This is a genomic window from Acidaminobacter sp. JC074 (assembly GCF_022496765.1).
In the GTDB taxonomy this organism is placed as follows: Bacteria; Bacillota; Clostridia; order Peptostreptococcales; family Acidaminobacteraceae; genus JABXKX01.
The window spans coordinates 136,484-157,430 of the sequence record NZ_VANV01000016.1 but is presented as its reverse complement, the minus strand read 5'-3'; the positions used below and the strand labels follow the sequence as shown (position 1 = coordinate 157,430).

Genomic DNA, 20,947 nt, shown 5'->3' with positions numbered 1-20,947 from the left:
ACATGAAAAAACTTATTAAAAAAAGATAAAGGCAAGAACACTATCAGTTCTTGCTGTTAATTACTGCCTTTAAGCCCTCTACAACAAATGGAGATTTAACATCTGACTGATAAATCATAAAGACGAAATTATCGGCCATGGTCTCCTCCGGATGATAGGTATAATCTGTATTCCTACCAATCTTTTCATAAAACTCATCTATGCTGTTTTTACTCACAATCAGAAGTTCGTATTCTACATAAATCGGATTCGCAACACCCTCTACAATTTCAACTGCCAAGAACTTATCCTGGAGCGTTCTGAAAAAAGAAGTCTTGGATCCAACTACATAAGGTTCCGATGAATATATTATGGGCATGAAGTCATAAACCATATCCTTATGGGTACCTGAGATATAGAAATTGTTGTCAGGTGCATCTGGATTTGAAATTTTTAAGTCAACAAGTTCATCCGGCCATATAAGTTCTTGGCATGGCTTATAGCCAATGACTGCATACATTTGAGGCCTTAAGTCCTTGTGAGCCCTTGAGTAAACATGAAACATCTCATGTACAATCAGGTGCTCTAAATCTAAGGTATGTTTATAAACTGAATGTGACTTTAAAATAATGGACTTACCTCTTGTATAAGCGGCGCCACCTTCGTCCTTATCAGCTGTTAAGATAAATGTGATGTCCGGCATATCTATATCAAAGTCTTTAAACTTCTCGTTAATGTTTTCCATGGCTTGATCAACTGATTTTTTTTGACTTTCATTCCATTCAAGCACATGATCTTCTAAGACTGCTCTTCTTCCAGCTTCATCTAAGACAGTCTCCGATTGAAACTTAGAATTGTAATCAAAAATAGATAACTTAGAAGTATAATCATCTTCTGCAGCGAGCACATCTAGAGCTTGATCACCACTTATAAAGTTATGTTTGATTAAAACCTCTTCATCTATAGGAACTGAATTTACTTCTGGACTAGAGACAATCACCTCTTCAGTATTAACATTCACAATTTCATTACTTGAACAGGCAAATAAAGACATAACCAAGAGTCCACATGTCAATACAACCATTAACTTTTTCATATTTCTTCTCCTAATATTCTTTTAACACCTACTAAAACATTTTCAGCTATCATGGTGGGATTTACATCAGGCCATAAGTATTTAAACTCACTTAAGCTAGACTTGCCACCGCCTGTTAAAACCAACAAAATTTTTGAGCCAATTCTTTTAGACAGGCTCATATCACTTAGACCTAAGTCACCAACTACATAAGACCTAGCCAAGTCAATTTCATGGTTTTCCATGGCCATTTTCACCATACCATCTTTAGGCTTTTTACACATGCACTGACCTTTATCATGGGGACAAAAGTAAAAGCCATCAACATCTACTCCATTAGATTTCATCAAATCCAGCAGCCTTAACTCATGTTCTTTATAAATCTCTAAGGTAAAATATCCTTTTGCAATACGAGACTGATTAGTGAGTATAAAGACTAGATAACCATTTGATTTAGCAAGTTTTAAAGCTTCCATAGCAAATGGATAAAAGTCAAAATCTCTGATATCCCCTAAAAATTCTCCACCTAAAGTGCCCTGTAGGTCAAAAAACATGGCTTTTTTCATAAAACCTCTCTTCAATTATTATGTTGACTTCCCCCCTAAATTATAACAAGAAAAGCCTTAAAATACTCTGAAATAACAATTAAATATAAAGTCAGCCTATCATCCATGCTTATAAATGCTATACTCAAAATAGGAGGGCATATGAAATATATTGAGGATAAGAATAAAAGATATGAAAAAGACATTATCAAACATTTAAGAGCCCATAACAATGTCTTTGTTGGCAATAGAAGAAGTGGTTCATCCTACTTTTATGCTCTAAAGAATAAGACCGTCATAGGCAGACTGCATAACAGTTTATTCTGGGACTGGGTTTCTTTGAATGATATTTTCTATGAGGACTTAGCTTGTCTAAGCTCACTGCTTGACAAGGTCAGTCACTATTATGACGATTACATCGGACTCAAGCATTACACCGACAAGAAGTCTGATGAAAAATCGCTTATAAAATTGGGATTTGAAATTGGTGGCTACACAGCCTCTACGCCTAAAACACCAACATATACTTATTTAAAATCTTTGAATAGAAACTTTAAAGTTGATGAAGATTTAGACATCATTTGTTCTAAAAACATATTAGATCAATACGAACCTCATAAAAAACAAGCAAACAAAAGTCATACCAGTCATGTTTACTTCGTTGCATTAGATAAAACAAGTTTTGCTGGAGGCATTCATGCAATTATTGAAGAGGATTCTATGTATATCAGTAGACTCGCGATTCCTCCTGATTATAAAAAACAAGGCATAGGCACTAAGCTTATGCGACTTGCAGAAGAAAGAGCTTATGAACTTGGTCTATACAACATAACAACTGGTACATGTTCATTTCAGGCAAAAGATTTTTATGAGAAACTCGGTTATAAGATACTTTTCACAAAAGAAAATGACCCGAAGGGTTATGATTCATACAGCTTAGAAAAGAAACTACAAAAGGAACAGAATGATTAATTCTGTTCCTTTAATTTATATCTTAAACTTATTCACGTCCGCTTGTAGGCTATCTGCCATTTCCTGATTTTTAATTGCCAAAGAGGCAATTTCCTGGATAGAAGCGGTTTGCTCCTCTGTCGAAGCCGATATTTCTTCATAGGTTGCAGAAGCCGTCTCTGTTGATAAGCTCATCTTATCAATAGCTAGCACAATGTCATTTTTCATTTCTTCTACAACATGAGTCGTTGACATGACACCCTCCATTTTATCAACTAAATTATTAAGAGAACCGGAAATCTCTTTGAAAACATCCATAACTTCTTTAAGTGCATCCCCCTGTCTTAATGACAAGTTCTTGACATCCCCAGCCTCTTTAACAGATACTAGGGCCTTTTGTTTGACATTTTGAATCAAATCGTTGATTTGTTCTGTCGCATCATTGGTGCCAATTGACAGTTTTCTAATTTCCTCAGCTACTACAGCAAAACCTTTACCAGCTTCACCAGCACGGGCTGCTTCGATGGAAGCATTTAAGGCCAGTAGATTGGTTTGTTCTGAAATAGCCTTAATAGTATCTACAAAGTTGATCATGTTCTCAATAGCCTTGTCAACTTCTACAACACCTTTCTCAATGTTGATTGCAACTTCATTTGTCTCTTTTGTAACTGCATCTAACTTGACAATTCTATCTTGTCCTAGATTAGAAAGATCACTCGCTTGAGTAACAGATTCATTGGCGTGAACGACCAAGGTTTTAGAGGTATCGATGTTTTCCCCCAACACACTTGAGTTCTTTGATATCACTTCTGCATTATGGGCTTGCTCATTTGAAGTTGTTGCTATGGCTTCTATGGCCTGGGCATTCTCACCTACAGATATTGAAGTTTCCTCCATAATTCTTGATAAAGAGTCCGTCGATTCAGACAGCTCTATAGCATTACTTTTTACAGATCCAATTAAGTGACTTAATTGAACTCTCATAGATTCTAAGGATTGACTAATGGCCCCAATCTCATCTCCATTATTCATTACCTTATCATCCACTTGAAGGGTAAAATCTCCCTCTGCCATATCTGTCATCAAACCTTCTAAATAATTCAGTGGTTTTACAAGTTTTTTACTTATAAAAAGTACAATAATAGTACATACAATAATAACACCTATGGTTATAATTATTGATTGAATTAAAGACCTAAAAACGGTTTCCTCCGCAGTTTTTAATGAAAGACCTATGGCTAAAGAACCTGAAAGCTTTTCACCTTCATACACGGGTACTTGGATATCATAAGACAGATCCCCTGTTTCTGGGTCTTTCCAGGTTGCTGCGCCTCTTATACCTTTTAAAGCATTTAAGGTCACATCATCTGTATAAGTTGTACCAATCATGGATTCTGTACCATAAATAGCTGTACCTGTATCATCCAGTAAAAGTGCATATGTGATATTGTCCATCATCATAGCATCTTCTAACAAGCTGCTAACGGAGAAAGCTTCCTTAAGAGCCTCTATTTCCTCAGCAGAAATACCTATTTGCACGTAATAGCCATTGTCCAGTTTGATGCCACCATACTTATAATAAAGACTATCAACTGGATTGATTCTAATATCCTCCATGTAGCTTGATTGTTTATTATCAAACACAAGATCCATGGCATGGCCTTTAGGATATTCCCAGTCCATGTAAGCTTCAATGTTTGAATAGTCAATTTTTCGGTCTCTACCAATCACATTGATTTCTGTGACGCCCAAACGTTTTACCATATCCTTAAAATATGCATTTGACCAGTTGGATTCATCAGTGAAATTTAATGTTTCAGATGCCATTAAAATCTTCCCTGCAAGTTGATCATCAATTGCTGCTTCGAAATCCTCTGCTTCTTCCATGCCCATTAAAATTTCTTCTGCAATCAGATAACCTTCTTGTTTCATTTCATTAAACAAGAGCGCTCTTGACGACACAATGTTTGTTACTGTTAAAACTAAATTGGATACCAAAACGATCAATAATGTCATTATCAATATTTTAAATCCAAACGACCTTCTTTTCATATTACCCCCTACATAATTTTGATTATAATTTAATCACGATTAGTTAATATTATAAACTAAAATAAAGGATAATGAAACATGATATGTTACAAAAAAGCAACAAAACCTGAGTAAACTCAGGTTCTCATTTTTATTAACCATACACAAGTAGTTCAAAAGCCACCATGATGACCTGGCTAATAAGCCTATAGTCACGTGTCCTATAGTAAGATGATCTTTCATCTATCATTAGAGATGAGTCGGAATCAATCTCTTCTATCTCCATAGGATTATTTTCTTGTCTCTCCATGATGATGATTTTTTTATTTTCTTGGTCTAGATTTATTTCATCATCACTTTCCATCAAAGTATAAACACAGCTTATGGCTATTAAAACTAAAATAAGCGCAGCAAGCTTTTTCATAATGCCCCCTAGGTTCAAACTTACAGAGTCTCCTAGTATGAGCATAATCATTAAGGGCTGAATATTCAACCGACAAAAATGTAGGGTTAGAATTCTATACCATACCTATCTCTTGTAATCTCTTTATACTTGTCTAAAAGTTCATAAGAACCTTGGATCTCAAGCATCATAAAGGACTTCCTAAAATAGTCTTCATAAAAACTTGCTTCTTTGTTCTGTAAAAAAAGGGCTACCGCCTTTCTGTAAAACAAGGCATGCATGAGATAATAAGTTTTTATCTCCTTGCATTTTTCAAGGCCTCTATCTATGTAATCAAGCGACTTATCCATGTCATCTAGACAGAAATAATTATAGGCAATATTAAGCAGTGCTTTTATATGTATTTTACTTCTATCAGTCGTTTCAACTTTGGTTTTATCATCTTTCTCTAGACCAACGATAAACTCAAAAATTGCATTAGCTTCTAAATATTTCATCTCAACACACGCATTCATGGCCAGACTGTATAAGGCTTTAAGTTCAATGTGGTTGTAGTCATAATTCATATAGTTGTCTAAGGAAAAGTCTTCATAACGAAGTCTTAGTGCTTTCTTATAAAGTTCACTTGATGCTTTCACGCTCGACTGATCATTGTAGTAAATCTCAAGTCCCTTAAGTACCAACTTGTACTGTTCTTGTTCCTTTAAATCAAAGTATTCATCACTATTTTCTTTTATAAAGTCATTAAATGACTTGTAAATATTTTTTAACTTGTCTACATCATAATTAATGAGCAGATCATCCAGTTTTTCATAAAAACGCTCATAAGCATTGATGGTCCTTAGTTTGGTGTACATCTTAAGAACATCAACCTTATAAGCATTTGTAAGACCCTCTATAGTTGCTATGGATGGTAAGTTTTCACCATTTTCTATTCTTCTTAAGGTGGCTTCAGAAATACCTACAAGTTTTCTAACATCTGACTGGGTCATAGATTTAGATTCTCTTACACTTCTTAAAAGATTTCCGAGCTTATGTTTGTTGACACCGTTTATCATAATAACTCCTGACATTCAAAAATTAGGATTTCCTATAGAATATCATAAAACACGTGTTACAGCCTAGAGGATAAGCTTGATTTTAAGGTTTTCAAAAGAATATATCAAAAGACCAGTCAAATGACTGGCCTATCTGAACATTTCTAGTGATGGTTCTAATATATCATTGATGTAGGCTAATACTATACCGTAATTGGTTATTGGTACACCTATTTCATCACACATGGTAATTCTGTTTAACATGGTCTTTTTGTTGATCATACACGACCCACAATGGATAACCATATCAAAGTGTTTGATATCGTTAGGGAAATCATGGCCCATTTTAAAATGGTAGTCCAGTTCAAACCCAAGTTTTTTGTTTAAAAGTTTAGGAATCTTTACCCTACCAATGTCTTCATGCGAATGATTATGGGTGCATGATTCTGAAATCAAAACCTTTGAACCTGGTTTTAAGTCTTTAATAGCCTTAATGCCTCTTTCAAATGACCATAGGTCTCCCTTATGTCTGGCAAAGACAATAGAAAAAGATGTTAAAGGAATATGGTCTGGTACTATTTGATTCACTTCTTTAAAAGCCTGAGAATCTGTAATAACAAGATCCACATCCGGCATATCTTTAAGGGCATCTTCAAGTTCTGTGTCTCTTACAACAAATGACTTGATGCCATGATCTAAAGCATCTCTTATGATTTGCACTTGGGGCAGTATGATTCTTCCCTTTGGCGCTTCAGAGTCAATGGGTACGACTAAAATGACTTTGCCACCATAAGGTACCAAATCACCAATCAAGGTTTCTTCTTCTTTACCATCTTCTAATCGTTTGATCAGTTCATCTTTTAATTCTAATATTTTTTCTTCTTTTAGAGCAGATACAAACTGAGCATGAGGATATAATTCTTTGTATCTAGAAAGTGTCTTGTCATCAGCCTGATCGATTTTGTTGAAAACGATCATATAAGGAATATTGAACCTTTTAAACTCCTTTAAAAAGAGCTTAAATGCTTGATCATCCACTTCATTGATATCATGTGTATATATGGCAAAATCCGTTCTCTGAAGGATTTTCTTACTTCTTTCTACCCTTAACTCACCTAACTCACCGCTATCATCTAGACCAGCTGTATCAATAAATACAACTGGTCCAAAAGGAATCAGTTCCATGGTCTTAGTCACTGGATCTGTTGTTGTGCCCTTTACATTAGATACAAGAGAAATCTCCTGTCCAATGATAGCATTCAAAAGAGATGACTTACCTGCATTTCTGTTACCATAAATAGCTATATGGGGTCTGTTGGCTCTTGGTGTCCCTTGCATAAAGCCTCCTATACGTATAAGTCTCTTTCACCATTTTTGATTTTCTCTAAGTTCACTTGTGTCAGTTCCTTGATGTTTGCCTTGCCGATGTTAACAACTTCTTTATTGATGACATTTTCAACAAGCTCTTTAAGTTCTGTATCACCATAATCAAGGGCAAACTCCTGCAAAGTCATTAAGGCATTTGGTTGACACACATTATGGATTTGACCTGATTTAGCCAGTCTCATAAATCTATCACCTGTACGACCTGATCTGTAGCATGCTGTACAATAAGACGGAATAAAGCCATCTCTTAAAAGTTCTTTGATAATTTCAAGAGGGGTTCTGTGGTCGGCAACTTCGAATTGATCTACCTTTTTACCGAACTCTGCTTCTTCCTTATAACCACCGACACCTGTACAAGAACCTGCAGATACCTGAGAAACACCATAATTTAATACTTCTTTTCTCATTCCTGCTGATTCTCTTGTAGATAAAATAATACCTGTAAATGGTACAGCAAGTCTGATAATAGCAACAATTCTTTTAAACTCATCGTCTGTTACCAAGTTAGGATAATCCGATAGATTCATACCTTCAGCTTTTTGTAGTCTAGGTACTGAAATCGTATGGAAACCAACACCAAACGCCTCTTCTAAGTGGTCGTTATGAAGCATTAGACCCATTAACTCAAATTTGTAGTCTGCTAATCCAAATAATACACCACCACCTACATCATCAATGTCAGCTTGCATGGCTCTGTCAAAGGCTGTTAAGTGGTAGTCGTAATCACCTTTTAGACACTTTGGATGAACCTGTTCATAAGTAGGCTTATGATAAGTCTCTTGGAACAAGATATAAGTACCAATTTCACGCTCTTTCAACATCTTATATTCTTCTACCGTTGTTGCAGCAATATTTACATTAATTCTTCTGATGTTACCATTTTTATTTTCAGTTGCATAAATAGTATCAATGGCATGACATACATAGTCGATGTCACAATTAACAGGGTCTTCTCCTACTTCTAGTGCAATTCTCTTATGTCCCATGCTTTCAAGAAGTTTTACTTCTTCTTGTATTTCTGCATCTGTTAATTTTCTTCTCTTAAAATCATTGTCTCTACCATAACCACAGTAAGTACATGAGTTGACACAGTAGTTAGATACATAAAGTGGTGCAAATATAACAACTCTGTTACCGTAGATTTCTTGCTTGATTTCTCCTGCTATTTTAAAGATGGCTTCATTGGCTTCTTCTGTGTCTGTTTGAATCAACTTGGCAACTTCTAAATGTGTTAAACCCTGCTTAGATCTAGCTTTTTTTAGTATCTCATGGATTTCATCCATACTAGTTTCTTTACCTTGTTCTAAGATATCTTCTATATAATCATGATTTATAAACATTATTTCCTCCATCCATCATAGTCGCCACGTCCCATATCTACGTTAAAGCCAACTGAGTTGATACGACCTTCTATACATTGTCTACAATGTGCTGCTTCATCTCCTGTACAAATCTTATCTTGATAAAGCTCATATTTTTCTCTTACATTTGTTGGTGATAAGTTAGGCATAACCACATTGGCACCAACCTTTAATGCTTTTTCACGACCCTTGTTATCTAGAGTTCCTAAAGCTGTTGTAGATGGTAATAAGACTTTAGGCAACATCAATCTAGTAAGGGCTAACATCAATAAAGTGTCTTCTACAGTACCACCCTTAAAGCCACCAAGAGGCGTTTTCTCATGTGGTATAAATGGTCCGATACCCACCATATGTGGATCCAAGTCTTTGATAAACCTTAAGTCTTCAGCCAGTATGTCATTGGTTTGACCAGGAATACCAACCATAAAGCCAGCACCTACTTGGAAGCCAATATCTCTTAAGGTATAAAGACAGGATTTTCTTGATGCAAGTGACATATCTTCATGTATTGATTCATAAAGGTCTGAATTGGCAGTTTCATGACGCAGTAAATATCTGTCTGCTCCTGCCTCTCTTATTTTTTTATAGGATGCTTCAGAACGCTCACCAATTGATACTGTTACAGCAACGTCTTTCCATCTCTTTTTAATAGATGAAATAATGTCAACTAATACTTCATCTGTAAAGAAGGGATCCTCGCCACCCTGTAAGACAAAGGTTCTGTAACCCAACCAATACCCCTGATCACAACACTGCATGATTTGATCTTTAGATAATCTGTAACGTTCTGCTTCGCTTTGTTCAGCCCTAATACCACAGTATTTACAATTTCTATAACAGTAATTGGTAAACTCTATTAGGCCTCTCATATACACTGTATCACCATAGTACTTTTCTTTAGTTTCTAGTGAATACTTGTAAAGGACTTGTTTTTCTTCTTCAGTAATATGGTCAAGTATAAAAACAAGCTCTTCTTTACTTAAATCATTCTCTCGATTTAATTTCTCAATTAAGTCAAGGACTCTCAAATGGCACCTCCATTATATTGTTTTCTTAGAAATGGCTGTCTTAACAGTCACACCATTAAGATTACCAAGTTTACCTGTCAGTTCGTTTATTTCATCAAGGCTCCCACATACGGTTATGGAAACAACTGATATATGTTCTTCAGCAAACGGAATACCCATACGGCCTCTAATGATATGTTGATACTCTGAAATCATATCATTGAACTTTTGACTCATCCTTATAGGATCATCCAATACTGCAGAAATTACACCAATCTTTTTCATAACATCCCCCTTGAAATAAAAAAACTTCCCCAACATAATGAGAAAGAAGCACACAAAAATAACATAAACCTAGGTTTACGATTTTATAAGGCTTTCCTTTTGAATAAGATTCAACTTTCTTCATTAGGTTTCGCTTTGTTGAAACCACGGATATAAGACCGCTCTCAGATCAATGGTTATTTACATGATACTAAAAGATTGTTAAAAAATCAACAATAATCTACACTTATTTTGTATAAATAAATCTTATGGCAAAAAAACCTGCAAATTGCAGGTTAAATTTCTAAAAAGTCTTTCACTTCATCATTTAAATCAGAATAAAATCCTTTAGACATATGTGAGACACCACCAGCTCTAGAGATCCTATTGATTTGCATGGCTGCCGTGATGCTGTTTGTCAGTGTCGCTGTTTTCTTAAAGTCAGACAATTGAATGTTATGACCTTCCAATGTCCAGAGTTCATTTAATTCCTGACTCCAGGCGCCTTTTGAATCTCTATTGTCTATAACCATGGCAGAAGTCTCTTGATCTTTAATACCATAGGCCAAGAGATCAGCAATAGCCTTTCCTTCTTCTAAAGATACAAGAAAGCTATCATGTTTAATATAAAAGATCTTTCCTTGTCTCCAATAAGATGTTGTTTTGGGTAATCTGCTGTCAAATCTATTCATTCTTATCCTCTCACTTCTTGTTGCTTTTTAATCGTTCTAAGTAGTGTCTTTTTAGGCATCATCCCCATAAGGTTCATCATGATTGGACTGATGCCAGAAATCACATTCATCTTGCCAGTAAGCATAGCCTCATACCCATCCCTTGCAACCTTATCTGGTGTACCCATATTTCTAAACAAGTCCGTCTTATCCATGCCTGATGTAGATGCAAAGCCCGTGTTTGTTGCACCTGGAAGAAGTGCTGTAACAGTTATATTAGTATCCTCAAGCTCAATGCTTAAGGCATTTGAAAATGATGTGACATATGCCTTAGTCGCATAATAGACCGCTTGTAAAGGTCCTGGCATCTCACCAGCTGTTGATGATGTATTTAGTATTTTTCCTGAGTTTCTTTTTACAAACTCCGGTAAGAAAAGTCTTGTTAAATTTGTAAGTGCAAACATGTTTACATTCATCATTGAAAGGTCTTTATCCCAATCTCTTTCATGGAAATAACCTTGACCACCAAAGCCAGCATTGTTCATAAGGTAATCTACCTTTAATCCCAAAGCCTTTACTTCATCATATATTTCCTGAGCCGCACTTGTCTTTGATAAATCCTTAGGAATTACCGTTACTGAAATCTTATACTGACTTTCCAATTCTTTTTTTAAATCCAGTAGTTTGTCTTCAGATCTAGCCACAACGATTAAGTCACCACCCTTTTCAGCATGAATCCTAGCCAACTCTTTTCCAATACCACTCGATGCGCCTGTAATTAATGCAGTCTTTTTCATATTTTTTCTCCTTTTTGTTCACGTATTTTCTATCTATAGGATAACCTTTTTGTCTTTGCAAAGTTATGACACTAGGCGCCACCTTTATTGCAATTTCCGTCATCGCTACTTTTCGATTGCTTATACTAAAATTATAGAAGATATATCTAATAATCAAAATTGCAACAACCGCCACTCTAATTGCAGTTTACGACAAAAAAATATCCTAGAATTAATCTAGGATACTTGTAAAGCATGTTTGTCTCTATACTCTTTTACAGTTTGACCTGTCCACTGTTTAAAGGCCCTCATAAATACATACATATCACTGTAGTCTAATAGATAGGCCACTTCCTCTGTTGAAATAGTACCATTAATTAAATAATTTTTAGCCATCAACTCCCTGGTATGATTGAGCTGTTTGATAAAAGTTGTCCCCTCTTCTTTAAGCTTTCTCTGAAGGGTTCTTGAAGACATGGCCACTTCCTTTGCTACTATTTCAATGTGTCCCTGGCCAGATGGAATCAACTCTGTCAGCATGGTTCTTACTTTGGCCGATAAGCTTTCATCAACCTCCATCTCTTGGATACGTTTTTTAAACTCAGGTTCTAAAAACTGCCACATAACATTGTTTTCTGATAAGAAAGGTTCTTGAACATCTTCTAAAGAAAAATGTATACGATTAACCTTTGAAAGACTGGTTTGACACCCTAAATAGTCGCTTACACTTGATGTATACTGTTGAGTCGCCTCTATCTTTATAGGCTTTATAGCCTTGCCGGTACCTGTTCTTAAGAGATTGACCATAAGGATGTTCTCAGTCATCTGAGTAAAAACAGGCAGGCTTGTCTTTTCCTTGTCATCAAATGTAAAAGTCAGTATCAAGGACTTGTCTGTCTTTTCAACTTTTAATACAAATGGTCCGATCAGCTGTTTATACTTAGAAATCCTTTCAAAGCACTGAATGCCGTTTCTAGCACAAAGACCAGCATATATAGGTGGTACAAAAGCATAGTACTCAGAAAAATTACAATATTTCAAAGCTGTATCAATATTTGAGACCTCACCAATGGCATTCATAAAATCTATATACTGGTCTCTGTTGATATAAACACCACTTTGACCAACCTTTAGTGGTATGCCAGCCTTTTTAAAGACCCATTCACTGTTAATGCCTATACCATCTAAATATTTTCTATACTCTTTGCCAATCAAATATGCTTTCGTCATAAGTCTCTCCTTTATCTAAGTCCATTATAATCTGCATCATCCGACATAACAATTGCATTTTGCGCCATATATCATCATTATTTGTCTACTATAAAACCCTAAAGCATATACTTTAGGGCACTTATAATTTTACTAAAATAGTTCTTTCAGTTTCATGACCTTTTGATTGATTAAGCCAATATTTGTATGAACAACTTGTACCTCTTCTAATTGTATATCCGCTCTTGCACTTAGTTCTTGAGACGTGGCTGATAAAGATTCTGAAATTGCTGACACTTGACTGAGTTTATGGATAGTCGTATTCTTGTTGTACTGGACATCTAGAATGTTCTTATCCATTGAGTTCAGTTCCATACTGGTAGCTTTTAAAAACTCGATTGTCATCATAATACTCTCTTTTGTTTTATCGGAAATCCTACTGGTCTCTTTAGACTGACTGATGATGTCTGCATTGACACCACTAGCTACTTGAACTTGATTTGCAATGGTTTCTATTAAAACATTGATTTCTTTAGAAGTAACAGAAGTTTCTTCGGCAAGCTTTCTAATTTCCTCGGCTACAACAGCAAAACCTCTGCCGGCTTCACCAGCCCTTGCACTTTCAATAGATGCATTTAAGGCAAGTAAATTGGTTTGACCAGCTATCCCATTAATCTTCTCAACAAAGCTAAGAATATTATTAAACTCTCGAGTCATATCATTAATGGTTACCATGACCTTTTCATTAAGTTGATTCCCCAGTATAATGGTCTGTTCTAACTCAAGAGCAGTCTGATAGTCCTTTTGATTCTCTGTTTCTCTACTTTCAAGGTTAAACCTTAACTTGTTGATTTGATCTATGATGGTATCTGTGCTGCTTGCCAACTCATCTAGTAATAAAGCACTTTCTCCCATATGTTCGGTTTCAGTCAGTGTTGCATTTGCAATCTCACTAGTTGAAACACTCGTATCTTTTATGGTTGTATTAAGATGGTTGGATGAATGATAAAGACTGTCGATATTTTCTGCAATTTCTAAAGAAGTGTTATTGATGCCCTCTATCAGCTCATTTTGTCTCGTCATAGAAAGTGCGGCTTCTTCTAATGATAATACCAAATCATCTATAATCTTTAGTACCGCTCTTCTAAATGCGAATGATATTACTAGCATCCCACCAGCTGTTGTGAAATAAGCCAAGTATTCTGATGATACAGCCCCAAAATAATTCAAGTTGACGATCATAGCCCCTGTCGTTAATACAATCGAAATCATATAATCATAAATACTGATACTGAAGATGGCCACTGCAAATGCAATCATTGCCAAATACCAGTAAGAAAATGGAGCAGTCCCACCTGAAAACATAATTAAGTTTACTAATAAAATGATAAAGTATAGGTTGCTTCTGAACTTGGTATATATACTTGTTTTAAACCAATGGTCATTTAGGGCCATTAGAATATAGACACCAACAATAAGCAGAAATATGACCATTGCAGGATCTGTAAAATATGTGATTAAACCACTTAGCGGTCCCATCTGAATCATCAGCATTAAAATCTGTGGTATAAAAGTCATCAGAAAATAACCTATAATACCAAGCTTTATGGCGTTATTAAGCTTGGTATATATCTGTCCCCTGTTCTTTTCTCTCATAATTAAACCTTTCAATTAAGTTAAACCTTATCTCTATAAACTGATACACTCATGCCAGTCCACACTTTGAATGCTCTAGATAAAGACTTAGCATCTGAATAATTAACTAGGAAGGCTATTTCATCTAGGTTCATATCCATCTTCAAATAATTCCTTACCATTAACTCTCTGGTGTGATTGAGTTGCTCATTAAAACTGGTATGCTCATCTTTTAACCTTCTTTGAAGTGTTCTTTTGCTAATGCCTAGTTCAAAGGCAATTTTATCAGCGTCACTATAGCCCGATGGCAATAACTCAATTAAGGTTTTTCTAACTGTAGCTGAAAAACTCTGATCTATCTCCATTTCCTTTAACCTCTGGTTCAATTCACCTTCTAAAAAATCCCACATACGATTGTTTTTAGTAATGAAGGGACACTTTAAATCAAATTTCTTAAAAACGATTTCATTACCAGCCTTATCCATACTTGGTACTAAACCAAAGTAATCAATCGCAGCTTGAGGGTAATCAAAGTTGCCCGAAATCTTTTCAGGTTTTAAAGTTATGATGCCAGTGCCTTTTCTTATAATTGATAAAATTGATATTTGTGCATGCACATACATCATTCTAGGAATTGGCGTACCATCATTATAGTTGTAAGATATGGTTACTTTTTCATCATCCTCAGTTACATTCATCTGAACGGGTGCAACAATTTTTTTAAACCTCGAAATCCTTCTTATACATTCAAGTCCATTTTCAGCACACAGTCCTGCAAAAAACTCTGGATTAAAAGATGCAACTGAGTCAACTTTAGAGATCTCTACTACAAACTCAGCATTCATATGTCTGTCCATGGCTTCTACTAAAGCCTTGTACTGGTCAGTTGTTATTGAAAATTTTTCATCATTAATAGCTCGATGAGGTATACCTGCTTCTTTAAGGAGTACTTCCATGTCTACCCCAACTCCTTCAAACATCCTAACTGTATCTTGATCAAAATTCACGTCGTAAAACAAACTCACCACTCCAATCTTTATTTAAGTCCTACAAGAGAATATGTCTCTTTTACAAGCTTTTTAGCAAGATTTAAGTCTTTGGCATGTGGATTTGGTGATGTCAAAGGCCATCCACCTTCTTTACACGCCTTATCACGGTACAAGACACTACTCTGACTGAAGTATGCACCAGAATGATTAACAGCCTGATCTGAGATCAAACAGTGTAACGATGTCTGGGCTGACTCCTCATTAGAATCCGTCATTGATCTTATAAAAGGTGCCATAATAGGACTGATTACTCTCATAAATACATTTTCTTTACCAAAGTTGGATCTTGCCCAACCAGGATGAACAGAAAATGCTGTCACACCTGTCCCCTCTAATCTTCTAGATAACTCTAGCGCATATAAGGCATTGGCTACTTTTGCCTCTGCATATGCGTTCATTGCATTAAAATCTCTTGTTCTATAGTTGAGATCATCCAAATGTACATTAGGTCTTTGGTCTGGTCGACCCGCATGAACACATGAAGATAAAATTACAATTCTTGAAGGTGCAGTCTTTTTAAGTATATCCAATAATAACTCTGTTAAAAGGAAATGACCAAAATAACTTACACCAATTGACATCTCAAATCCATCTTTAGTTCTTGTCACTTCTCTTCCCATTGAAACCATACCAGCATTACAGTCTAAACCATGTAGTTGGTCATATTCTGATAAAAAAGTATCTACAAAACTTCTGACACTCGAAAGATCTGCCAAGTCCAGTCTCAAGACTTTATAAGATCCCTTTAAAAGATCAAACTCTTTTGCAACTGCCTGACCTACTTCAACTCTTCTACATGCCATCACAACATGTGCACCTTGCTTTATCAGTTGGCGACTTGTTTCAAAACCAACACCTGAGTTAGCACCTGTTACAATATATGTCTTACCTGATAAGTTTTTATTTTTAGTTTCACCATCGATCCATAATTTTCTTCTAGCCATTTTATACCTCCATAATTCCTAATTGTCATTAACCGGTCACTTAAGTTACTTCAAGTATATCAGTCCTAGTGAATATCAAAACCTCAAATCATGACAAGCTGTCATCAAATGACGCCAATATACTTCTACCTGAGTGTTGTTCTAACCATAAATCCATCTAACAAACCATAACCGAATGTCTTTTTAAGAAACTTAGCCAGCCTTGCTTCGCCAGCTGTATAGGTTCTCTTAGGCTTTTTATCATTAACAGCCTTTAAAACAAGCTTAGTAATCGTTTCTACTTCACAAGCGCCATCAATTGACTTCTTAAAGTTCTTTCTTAGTCCAGTCATATGCCTTAGATAAATAGGATCTTCTATTAATGCTTCCACCTTGTTAAGTCCTTCAAAAGCAGGTTTAATAAAATCAGTATTTACATAGCCTGGCTCAAGAATTGAAACATCTATACCAAAGTCCGACAATTCCATTCTCATACCATTTACAAGTCCATCTAATGCATGTTTTGTAGATGGATACCAAGCCATACCTGGCATAGACACATGACCAGCAGCTGATGAAGTCACAAGGACCAGTCCCTTTTTATCCTTTCTCATATGAGGTAGTACAGCCTTCATAGTTCTAGCGAAACCAAATACATTCACATCGTATTGCTGTTTGATATCATCGATTGGTACCATTTCTACCGGTCCCTGTTGTGCATAACCGGCATTTGCAAATACAACATCTATACGTCCTTGTTCATAAATGATTTTTTCAACAGCACTATCCATAGATGCTTGATCTGTAACATCCAATTGGATGATCTTAACGCCTAATTTTTCAAGAGATTTCATTTTTTCAAATCTTCTTGCGCCACCATATACAGTATGACCTTCATTTAATAAGGCCTTAGCTGCGTCATAACCAATACCACTTGAAGCACCTGTAATAAATATTACTTTATTCATCTCTATCCTCCTCGCATAAGACGTTACACTTGTAACATCTTTGTAAACATAGTATAATAACCAATAATCGCTTAAGCAATCAAAAAACATGGTGATGTTACAAAGAAGGGAAATCTGTTATGTCTAATCAATACAATGAGAGTCAAAAGAACTTGACAACAGCAAGTATATTGGGAAGTTTGTTAATAAAAATGAAAGAAAAGCCCTTATCTAAAATCTCAGTCAGTGAGATATGTAAGCTGGCAGGCGTATCTAGAATGGCATTCTATAGGCACTTTGAGGACTTAGGGGATGTTTTGTCTATTCATTTGGAAGAGCGTTTTGAAAGCTTTTTTAAAGAAGTATCAGCAATTGATCTCAGTTCAAGTTATCAATCATCATTGGTACTTTGTCATTATATAATAGAGGAAAGAGCTTTTTATGAAGTGCTTGTAGAGTCTGGTTACGAGTCATTGCTTTATCAGTACTTCGAAAACTTTATGACTTATATCCTTAGAAATGTAGATTTTGGCTATCATCTAGAAGGAGATGATATTAACTATTATGCAGCATACAGATCTGGCGGTATCGTCAAGCTTATCATCACTTGGATACGTCAAGGTTTTCAGGCAAGCCCAGATCATATAGCAGAACTGTTAACACAGTTTGATATCAACCAACATTAATAATACTCAGTGCATCAAGTTCTTGTTTCTTTACAAAAAAACTCCTGAATCATCAATGATTCAGGAGTTAACTTTTTATCTTTGTGCTTCGTATTGTCTAAGAAGCTTTACAAATAACTCAGGAATTTGAGCTAATTTATCAGGTGTTTCAACGAATGAAATTCTGAACTGAGTTGAACCTGGGTTTTCAGCACCAGCTTCAATGTCGTAGAAACCATTCATTGGAGCAACCAATAAAGTTGTTTCAACACCGTTAATATCTACAGCACCTTCACCTGCACAGTAAAGTACAAAGTCTTGTGCAACGAAACCTGGCTTAACAACATTTCTTACATCCACTACTGTGTAGATAGAAGCATCTGGACTTGAAACGATTAAACCTGGCTCTTGTTCTTTAAGACCATTGTATACCATCATGATTTGCTCTTTGTAGTAAGATCTGATATTTGCACACCATCCAAGGATTTCATGCTTAGATTCTTGAGCTAAAGCAGCGAAGATATATTGTCCAATTGCATTTGCACATAAGTTTGCAGTATATTCTGCAACAGAACGGTTGTTAAACTCTGGGCTATCTGTGATTAAAGCACCAATTCTTAAACCACATGCATTCCAAACCTTAGAAGCAGTTTCAATAGAAATTCTTCTACCTTCAATACCTGGTACTTCTTCATCAGAAAGTCCCCAGATACTTACTAATGGCTTATCAGCTTCATAGTATAATTCTCTATAAGCTTCATCACTTACCATCCACATGTTGTATTTAACACATAATTTAGCAAGTTCAACCATATGCTCATGGTCATATAACTGTCCTGTTGGGTTGTCATAAGGAATAACTAATAAAGCACCTGGCTTGTTTTCCTTGATAACTTCTTCAATTTTATCAAATTCAGGTAAAGTAAATTTACCGTTTTCATCTAAATGACGCTTAACTGTTACTGTATTTCTGCCTGTTCTTTGAGCAAAAGAAATGTAGTTAGTATAAGCAGGGTCAATCATTAATAATGGCTTTTCACCTGAACCAGCTGGTCCACATGTACCAATTAATAATAATTCCATACCAGCAGAACCACCATCAGTAACTTGGATATGTAATTTGCTTGTATCAAATCCTTCACATTCTAAGATATTTCTAAATGCAGCTTGACACTCATCAGTACCTGCTGTAGTTGTATATCTAATAACGCCTTTATTAAATGGACTATCTGGTGCATTCAACTCAAACATTCTTTTTTGCATCGCTGGATTAGCAGGAAGCGATACATTACCGATACCAACATTGATAACAGCTTCTGGTTTAACTTGACGCTCTTCATACTTCATTTGAGCTAAACGAACCGCTGAAGGTTTTCTAGACTCGAAGTGAGCTGATAAAACTGGTTTATTCATGATCTTTCTCCTTTTATTAAATAGTCGCTTACGATGTCATTTTAACATCATTATCTATATAAATCACCCTTTTTTTTATAAGTTTTTTGATATTTTTTGAAATTCCTCTAATCCCCGCTATAACAAGGTGAAAACGCTTCCTCAGGCGTCAAAAAAACTCACAATTATTCAGATGTGAGTTTTTTCATAAGGATGGCTAGTTCTTTAAGCAAATCACTTGGCAATAAGCCGTATTCACCGATTTTATCCTTGACCCTATCACCTGCTGATGCATGAAGATAGACGCCTAAGATTGAAGCATCTTCAAGGGACAACCCTTGTCCTATTAAGGCAGTAATAATACCTGTTAATAAATCTCCCATACCTCCTACAGCCATACCGGCATTACCTCTTGTATTGATATAAACTTTACCAGAAGGTAAAGCCACAATAGTTCTAGCTGACTTCATAACCAAGACAATTTTATGCTTGCAGGCAAATGATCTTGCAGTCCCTATAGGGTCTTTTAATATCTCATCAACAGACAAGCCGCTGAGTCTGGACATTTCCTTGATATGCGGCGTTAAAACCAAACCAGGTCTTAACCAATCTAAATGTCTACTGACTATGTTGAGACCATCTGCATCAACAACCACTTTTTTATCAAGTAAGAGTACTTCTTTCAAAACATTTTCAAATACATATGACTGACCAGAACCAGAGCCGATGGCCAAAACATCTGAGCTCAAAGTATCTTCAAGCTTGTAATCAGATGTTAAAATCTCAGGAATGAGTGGCTTGACAATCCAATTGATATCTTCTATCATAAGTAGGTTTAAAAGTCCAAGTCCTGTTCTCATAGCCGCAGAACACAGAAGAACCGCAGCCCCTTCCATGCCTTTAGAACCCGCAATAACTGAAGCTTTACCAAATGTGCCCTTATGGGAATTTTGTTTTCTTAGAGGCATAAGTCGCTTAGCAATTTGTTCTGTAATTTCAAATGTATCGAAATCAAATGGATCATAAGATGCCTTAGGAATACCAATAGGAGCAAGTTTAAGCATGCCACAATAACCTGCACCTGGATATATCATATGACCAATCTTATAGGCTTCAAAAGAAACCGTCACATCAGCCTTTACAGCTGTGCCCATTATATGGCCATTTGACCCATTAACACCAGAAGGTATATCTACAGCATAGACCTTTGCCTTGCTCTCGTTAATCATTTCTACAGCTTTTTTATAATCACCCTTAATATCACGATCCAGGCCAGTACCAAAAATAGCATCCACTATGATATCAACATTGAAATCCACATGATCTAAATCACTTTGAATTTGACACATGTTTTTTACCATCTTGTAATTGATAAGAGCATCTCCTTTTAGGTCTGAACCACCTAAGACAACAAGCGCCACATCTATAGACTTAAGTATCAATTGTCTGGCTATGACAAAACCATCGCCGCCGTTATTACCTCTTCCACAAACAATAAGACATTTCTTAGGCTTCTCCTCCAAGATACAATCGACAACTGCAGAACCGGCATGTTCCATCAAGATCAGACCAGGTATCTCGTATTTTTTCATAGCATATTCTTCTAAACTTTTCATTTCATGACTTTGTAAAATTACCATA

20 protein-coding genes are annotated in these 20,947 nt (G+C 35.8%); 2 read left to right on the top strand and 18 right to left on the bottom strand.

Translation table 11 applies throughout. The features are described from left to right. Positions 1 to 43: 43 nt before the first annotated feature. Positions 44 to 1,075: a hypothetical protein gene (locus EZV73_RS18600; protein WP_240841905.1), complete on the bottom strand. Its 1,032-nt coding sequence runs from the start codon at positions 1,073 to 1,075 to the stop codon at positions 44 to 46. After that, on the bottom strand, positions 1,072 to 1,620 hold the full coding sequence (locus tag EZV73_RS18595) for an HAD-IIIA family hydrolase (protein ID WP_240841904.1): 549 nt from the start codon (positions 1,618 to 1,620) through the stop codon (positions 1,072 to 1,074). Before EZV73_RS18595 ends, EZV73_RS18600 begins: the two co-directional genes overlap by 4 nt. A gap of 141 nt (positions 1,621 to 1,761) precedes the next feature. Between EZV73_RS18595 and EZV73_RS18590 the strand changes: the two genes are divergently transcribed. Then, positions 1,762 to 2,571: a GNAT family N-acetyltransferase gene (locus tag EZV73_RS18590; protein WP_240841903.1), complete on the top strand. Its 810-nt coding sequence runs from the start codon at positions 1,762 to 1,764 to the stop codon at positions 2,569 to 2,571. Positions 2,572 to 2,586: 15 nt separating this feature from the next. Here the strand turns inward: EZV73_RS18590 and EZV73_RS18585 are convergent, their stop codons facing one another. The 14 genes from EZV73_RS18585 to EZV73_RS18520 all read right to left on the bottom strand — a co-directional run bounded on the left by EZV73_RS18585 (position 2,587) and on the right by EZV73_RS18520 (position 17,270). Then, complete coding sequence (locus EZV73_RS18585) at positions 2,587 to 4,602, bottom strand: methyl-accepting chemotaxis protein (protein WP_240841902.1); 2,016 nt, start codon at positions 4,600 to 4,602, stop codon at positions 2,587 to 2,589. A gap of 133 nt (positions 4,603 to 4,735) precedes the next feature. Continuing rightward, positions 4,736 to 5,005: a hypothetical protein gene (locus EZV73_RS18580; RefSeq protein ID WP_240841901.1), complete on the bottom strand. Its 270-nt coding sequence runs from the start codon at positions 5,003 to 5,005 to the stop codon at positions 4,736 to 4,738. 86 nt (positions 5,006 to 5,091) lie between these two features. Further along, entirely contained in the window at positions 5,092 to 6,042 is a 951-nt protein-coding gene (locus EZV73_RS18575) for a helix-turn-helix domain-containing protein (protein WP_240841900.1), read from the bottom strand. A gap of 129 nt (positions 6,043 to 6,171) precedes the next feature. Then, complete coding sequence (gene hydF, locus EZV73_RS18570; protein ID WP_240841899.1) at positions 6,172 to 7,359, bottom strand: [FeFe] hydrogenase H-cluster maturation GTPase HydF; 1,188 nt, start codon at positions 7,357 to 7,359, stop codon at positions 6,172 to 6,174. Between the two features lie 8 nt (positions 7,360 to 7,367). Next, entirely contained in the window at positions 7,368 to 8,747 is a 1,380-nt protein-coding gene (gene hydG / locus EZV73_RS18565; protein ID WP_240841898.1) for a [FeFe] hydrogenase H-cluster radical SAM maturase HydG, read from the bottom strand. Then, entirely contained in the window at positions 8,747 to 9,796 is a 1,050-nt protein-coding gene (gene hydE / locus EZV73_RS18560; protein ID WP_240841897.1) for a [FeFe] hydrogenase H-cluster radical SAM maturase HydE, read from the bottom strand. The genes hydG and hydE overlap by 1 nt, the downstream gene beginning before the upstream one ends. Positions 9,797 to 9,808: 12 nt before the next feature. Next, positions 9,809 to 10,060, bottom strand: a complete 252-nt coding sequence (locus tag EZV73_RS18555; protein WP_240841896.1) for a TM1266 family iron-only hydrogenase system putative regulator — start codon at positions 10,058 to 10,060, stop codon at positions 9,809 to 9,811. A gap of 275 nt (positions 10,061 to 10,335) precedes the next feature. After that, entirely contained in the window at positions 10,336 to 10,731 is a 396-nt protein-coding gene (locus tag EZV73_RS18550) for a hypothetical protein (protein WP_240841895.1), read from the bottom strand. Positions 10,732 to 10,733: 2 nt separating this feature from the next. Then, complete coding sequence (locus tag EZV73_RS18545) at positions 10,734 to 11,507, bottom strand: SDR family oxidoreductase (protein ID WP_240841894.1); 774 nt, start codon at positions 11,505 to 11,507, stop codon at positions 10,734 to 10,736. 216 nt (positions 11,508 to 11,723) lie between these two features. Then, the gene (locus EZV73_RS18540) at positions 11,724 to 12,716 is read right to left on the bottom strand and encodes an AraC family transcriptional regulator (protein WP_240841893.1); all 993 of its coding nucleotides are present in this window, start codon (positions 12,714 to 12,716) and stop codon (positions 11,724 to 11,726) included. 132 nt (positions 12,717 to 12,848) lie between these two features. After that, entirely contained in the window at positions 12,849 to 14,351 is a 1,503-nt protein-coding gene (locus EZV73_RS18535; RefSeq protein ID WP_240841892.1) for a methyl-accepting chemotaxis protein, read from the bottom strand. A 20-nt stretch (positions 14,352 to 14,371) separates the two neighbouring features. Next, positions 14,372 to 15,349 carry an AraC family transcriptional regulator gene (locus tag EZV73_RS18530; RefSeq protein WP_240841891.1) on the bottom strand — a complete coding sequence of 326 codons (978 nt, stop codon included), beginning with the start codon at positions 15,347 to 15,349 and terminating at the stop codon, positions 14,372 to 14,374. 17 nt (positions 15,350 to 15,366) lie between these two features. Next, the gene (locus EZV73_RS18525) at positions 15,367 to 16,323 is read right to left on the bottom strand and encodes an SDR family NAD(P)-dependent oxidoreductase (protein WP_240841890.1); all 957 of its coding nucleotides are present in this window, start codon (positions 16,321 to 16,323) and stop codon (positions 15,367 to 15,369) included. 125 nt (positions 16,324 to 16,448) lie between these two features. Then, positions 16,449 to 17,270, bottom strand: a complete 822-nt coding sequence (locus tag EZV73_RS18520; RefSeq protein ID WP_240841889.1) for an SDR family NAD(P)-dependent oxidoreductase — start codon at positions 17,268 to 17,270, stop codon at positions 16,449 to 16,451. Positions 17,271 to 17,389: 119 nt separating this feature from the next. Here EZV73_RS18520 and EZV73_RS18515 point away from each other — a divergent pair, with 119 nt between their 5' ends. Continuing rightward, positions 17,390 to 17,935 (top strand): TetR-like C-terminal domain-containing protein, encoded by a 546-nt coding sequence (locus EZV73_RS18515; RefSeq protein ID WP_240841888.1) that lies wholly within the window; start codon positions 17,390 to 17,392, stop codon positions 17,933 to 17,935. A gap of 75 nt (positions 17,936 to 18,010) precedes the next feature. Here EZV73_RS18515 and EZV73_RS18510 read toward each other — a convergent pair whose 3' ends face one another. Further along, the gene (locus tag EZV73_RS18510) at positions 18,011 to 19,327 is read right to left on the bottom strand and encodes a pyridoxal phosphate-dependent aminotransferase (protein WP_240841887.1); all 1,317 of its coding nucleotides are present in this window, start codon (positions 19,325 to 19,327) and stop codon (positions 18,011 to 18,013) included. 164 nt (positions 19,328 to 19,491) lie between these two features. After that, positions 19,492 to 20,946, bottom strand: a complete 1,455-nt coding sequence (locus EZV73_RS18505) for an NAD(P)H-hydrate dehydratase (RefSeq protein ID WP_240841886.1) — start codon at positions 20,944 to 20,946, stop codon at positions 19,492 to 19,494. Between the last annotated feature and the right edge of the window lies 1 nt (position 20,947).

Excerpts from the sequence above, each read along its gene's own strand:
- EZV73_RS18600 (WP_240841905.1), bottom strand. The coding sequence starts at position 1,075 with ATGAAAAAGTTAATGGTTGTATTGACATGTGGACTCTTGGTTATGTCT.
- EZV73_RS18595 (WP_240841904.1), bottom strand. The coding sequence starts at position 1,620 with ATGAAAAAAGCCATGTTTTTTGACCTACAGGGCACTTTAGGTGGAGAA.
- EZV73_RS18590 (WP_240841903.1), top strand. The coding sequence starts at position 1,762 with ATGAAATATATTGAGGATAAGAATAAAAGATATGAAAAAGACATTATC.
- EZV73_RS18585 (WP_240841902.1), bottom strand. The coding sequence starts at position 4,602 with ATGAAAAGAAGGTCGTTTGGATTTAAAATATTGATAATGACATTATTG.
- EZV73_RS18580 (WP_240841901.1), bottom strand. The coding sequence starts at position 5,005 with ATGAAAAAGCTTGCTGCGCTTATTTTAGTTTTAATAGCCATAAGCTGT.
- EZV73_RS18575 (WP_240841900.1), bottom strand. The coding sequence starts at position 6,042 with ATGATAAACGGTGTCAACAAACATAAGCTCGGAAATCTTTTAAGAAGT.
- hydF (WP_240841899.1), bottom strand. The coding sequence starts at position 7,359 with ATGCAAGGGACACCAAGAGCCAACAGACCCCATATAGCTATTTATGGT.
- hydG (WP_240841898.1), bottom strand. The coding sequence starts at position 8,747 with ATGTTTATAAATCATGATTATATAGAAGATATCTTAGAACAAGGTAAA.
- EZV73_RS18555 (WP_240841896.1), bottom strand. The coding sequence starts at position 10,060 with ATGAAAAAGATTGGTGTAATTTCTGCAGTATTGGATGATCCTATAAGG.
- EZV73_RS18550 (WP_240841895.1), bottom strand. The coding sequence starts at position 10,731 with ATGAATAGATTTGACAGCAGATTACCCAAAACAACATCTTATTGGAGA.
- EZV73_RS18545 (WP_240841894.1), bottom strand. The coding sequence starts at position 11,507 with ATGAAAAAGACTGCATTAATTACAGGCGCATCGAGTGGTATTGGAAAA.
- EZV73_RS18540 (WP_240841893.1), bottom strand. The coding sequence starts at position 12,716 with ATGACGAAAGCATATTTGATTGGCAAAGAGTATAGAAAATATTTAGAT.
- EZV73_RS18535 (WP_240841892.1), bottom strand. The coding sequence starts at position 14,351 with ATGAGAGAAAAGAACAGGGGACAGATATATACCAAGCTTAATAACGCC.
- EZV73_RS18525 (WP_240841890.1), bottom strand. The coding sequence starts at position 16,323 with ATGGCTAGAAGAAAATTATGGATCGATGGTGAAACTAAAAATAAAAAC.
- EZV73_RS18520 (WP_240841889.1), bottom strand. The coding sequence starts at position 17,270 with ATGAATAAAGTAATATTTATTACAGGTGCTTCAAGTGGTATTGGTTAT.
- EZV73_RS18515 (WP_240841888.1), top strand. The coding sequence starts at position 17,390 with ATGTCTAATCAATACAATGAGAGTCAAAAGAACTTGACAACAGCAAGT.
- EZV73_RS18510 (WP_240841887.1), bottom strand. The coding sequence starts at position 19,327 with ATGAATAAACCAGTTTTATCAGCTCACTTCGAGTCTAGAAAACCTTCA.
- EZV73_RS18505 (WP_240841886.1), bottom strand. The coding sequence starts at position 20,946 with ATGGTAATTTTACAAAGTCATGAAATGAAAAGTTTAGAAGAATATGCT.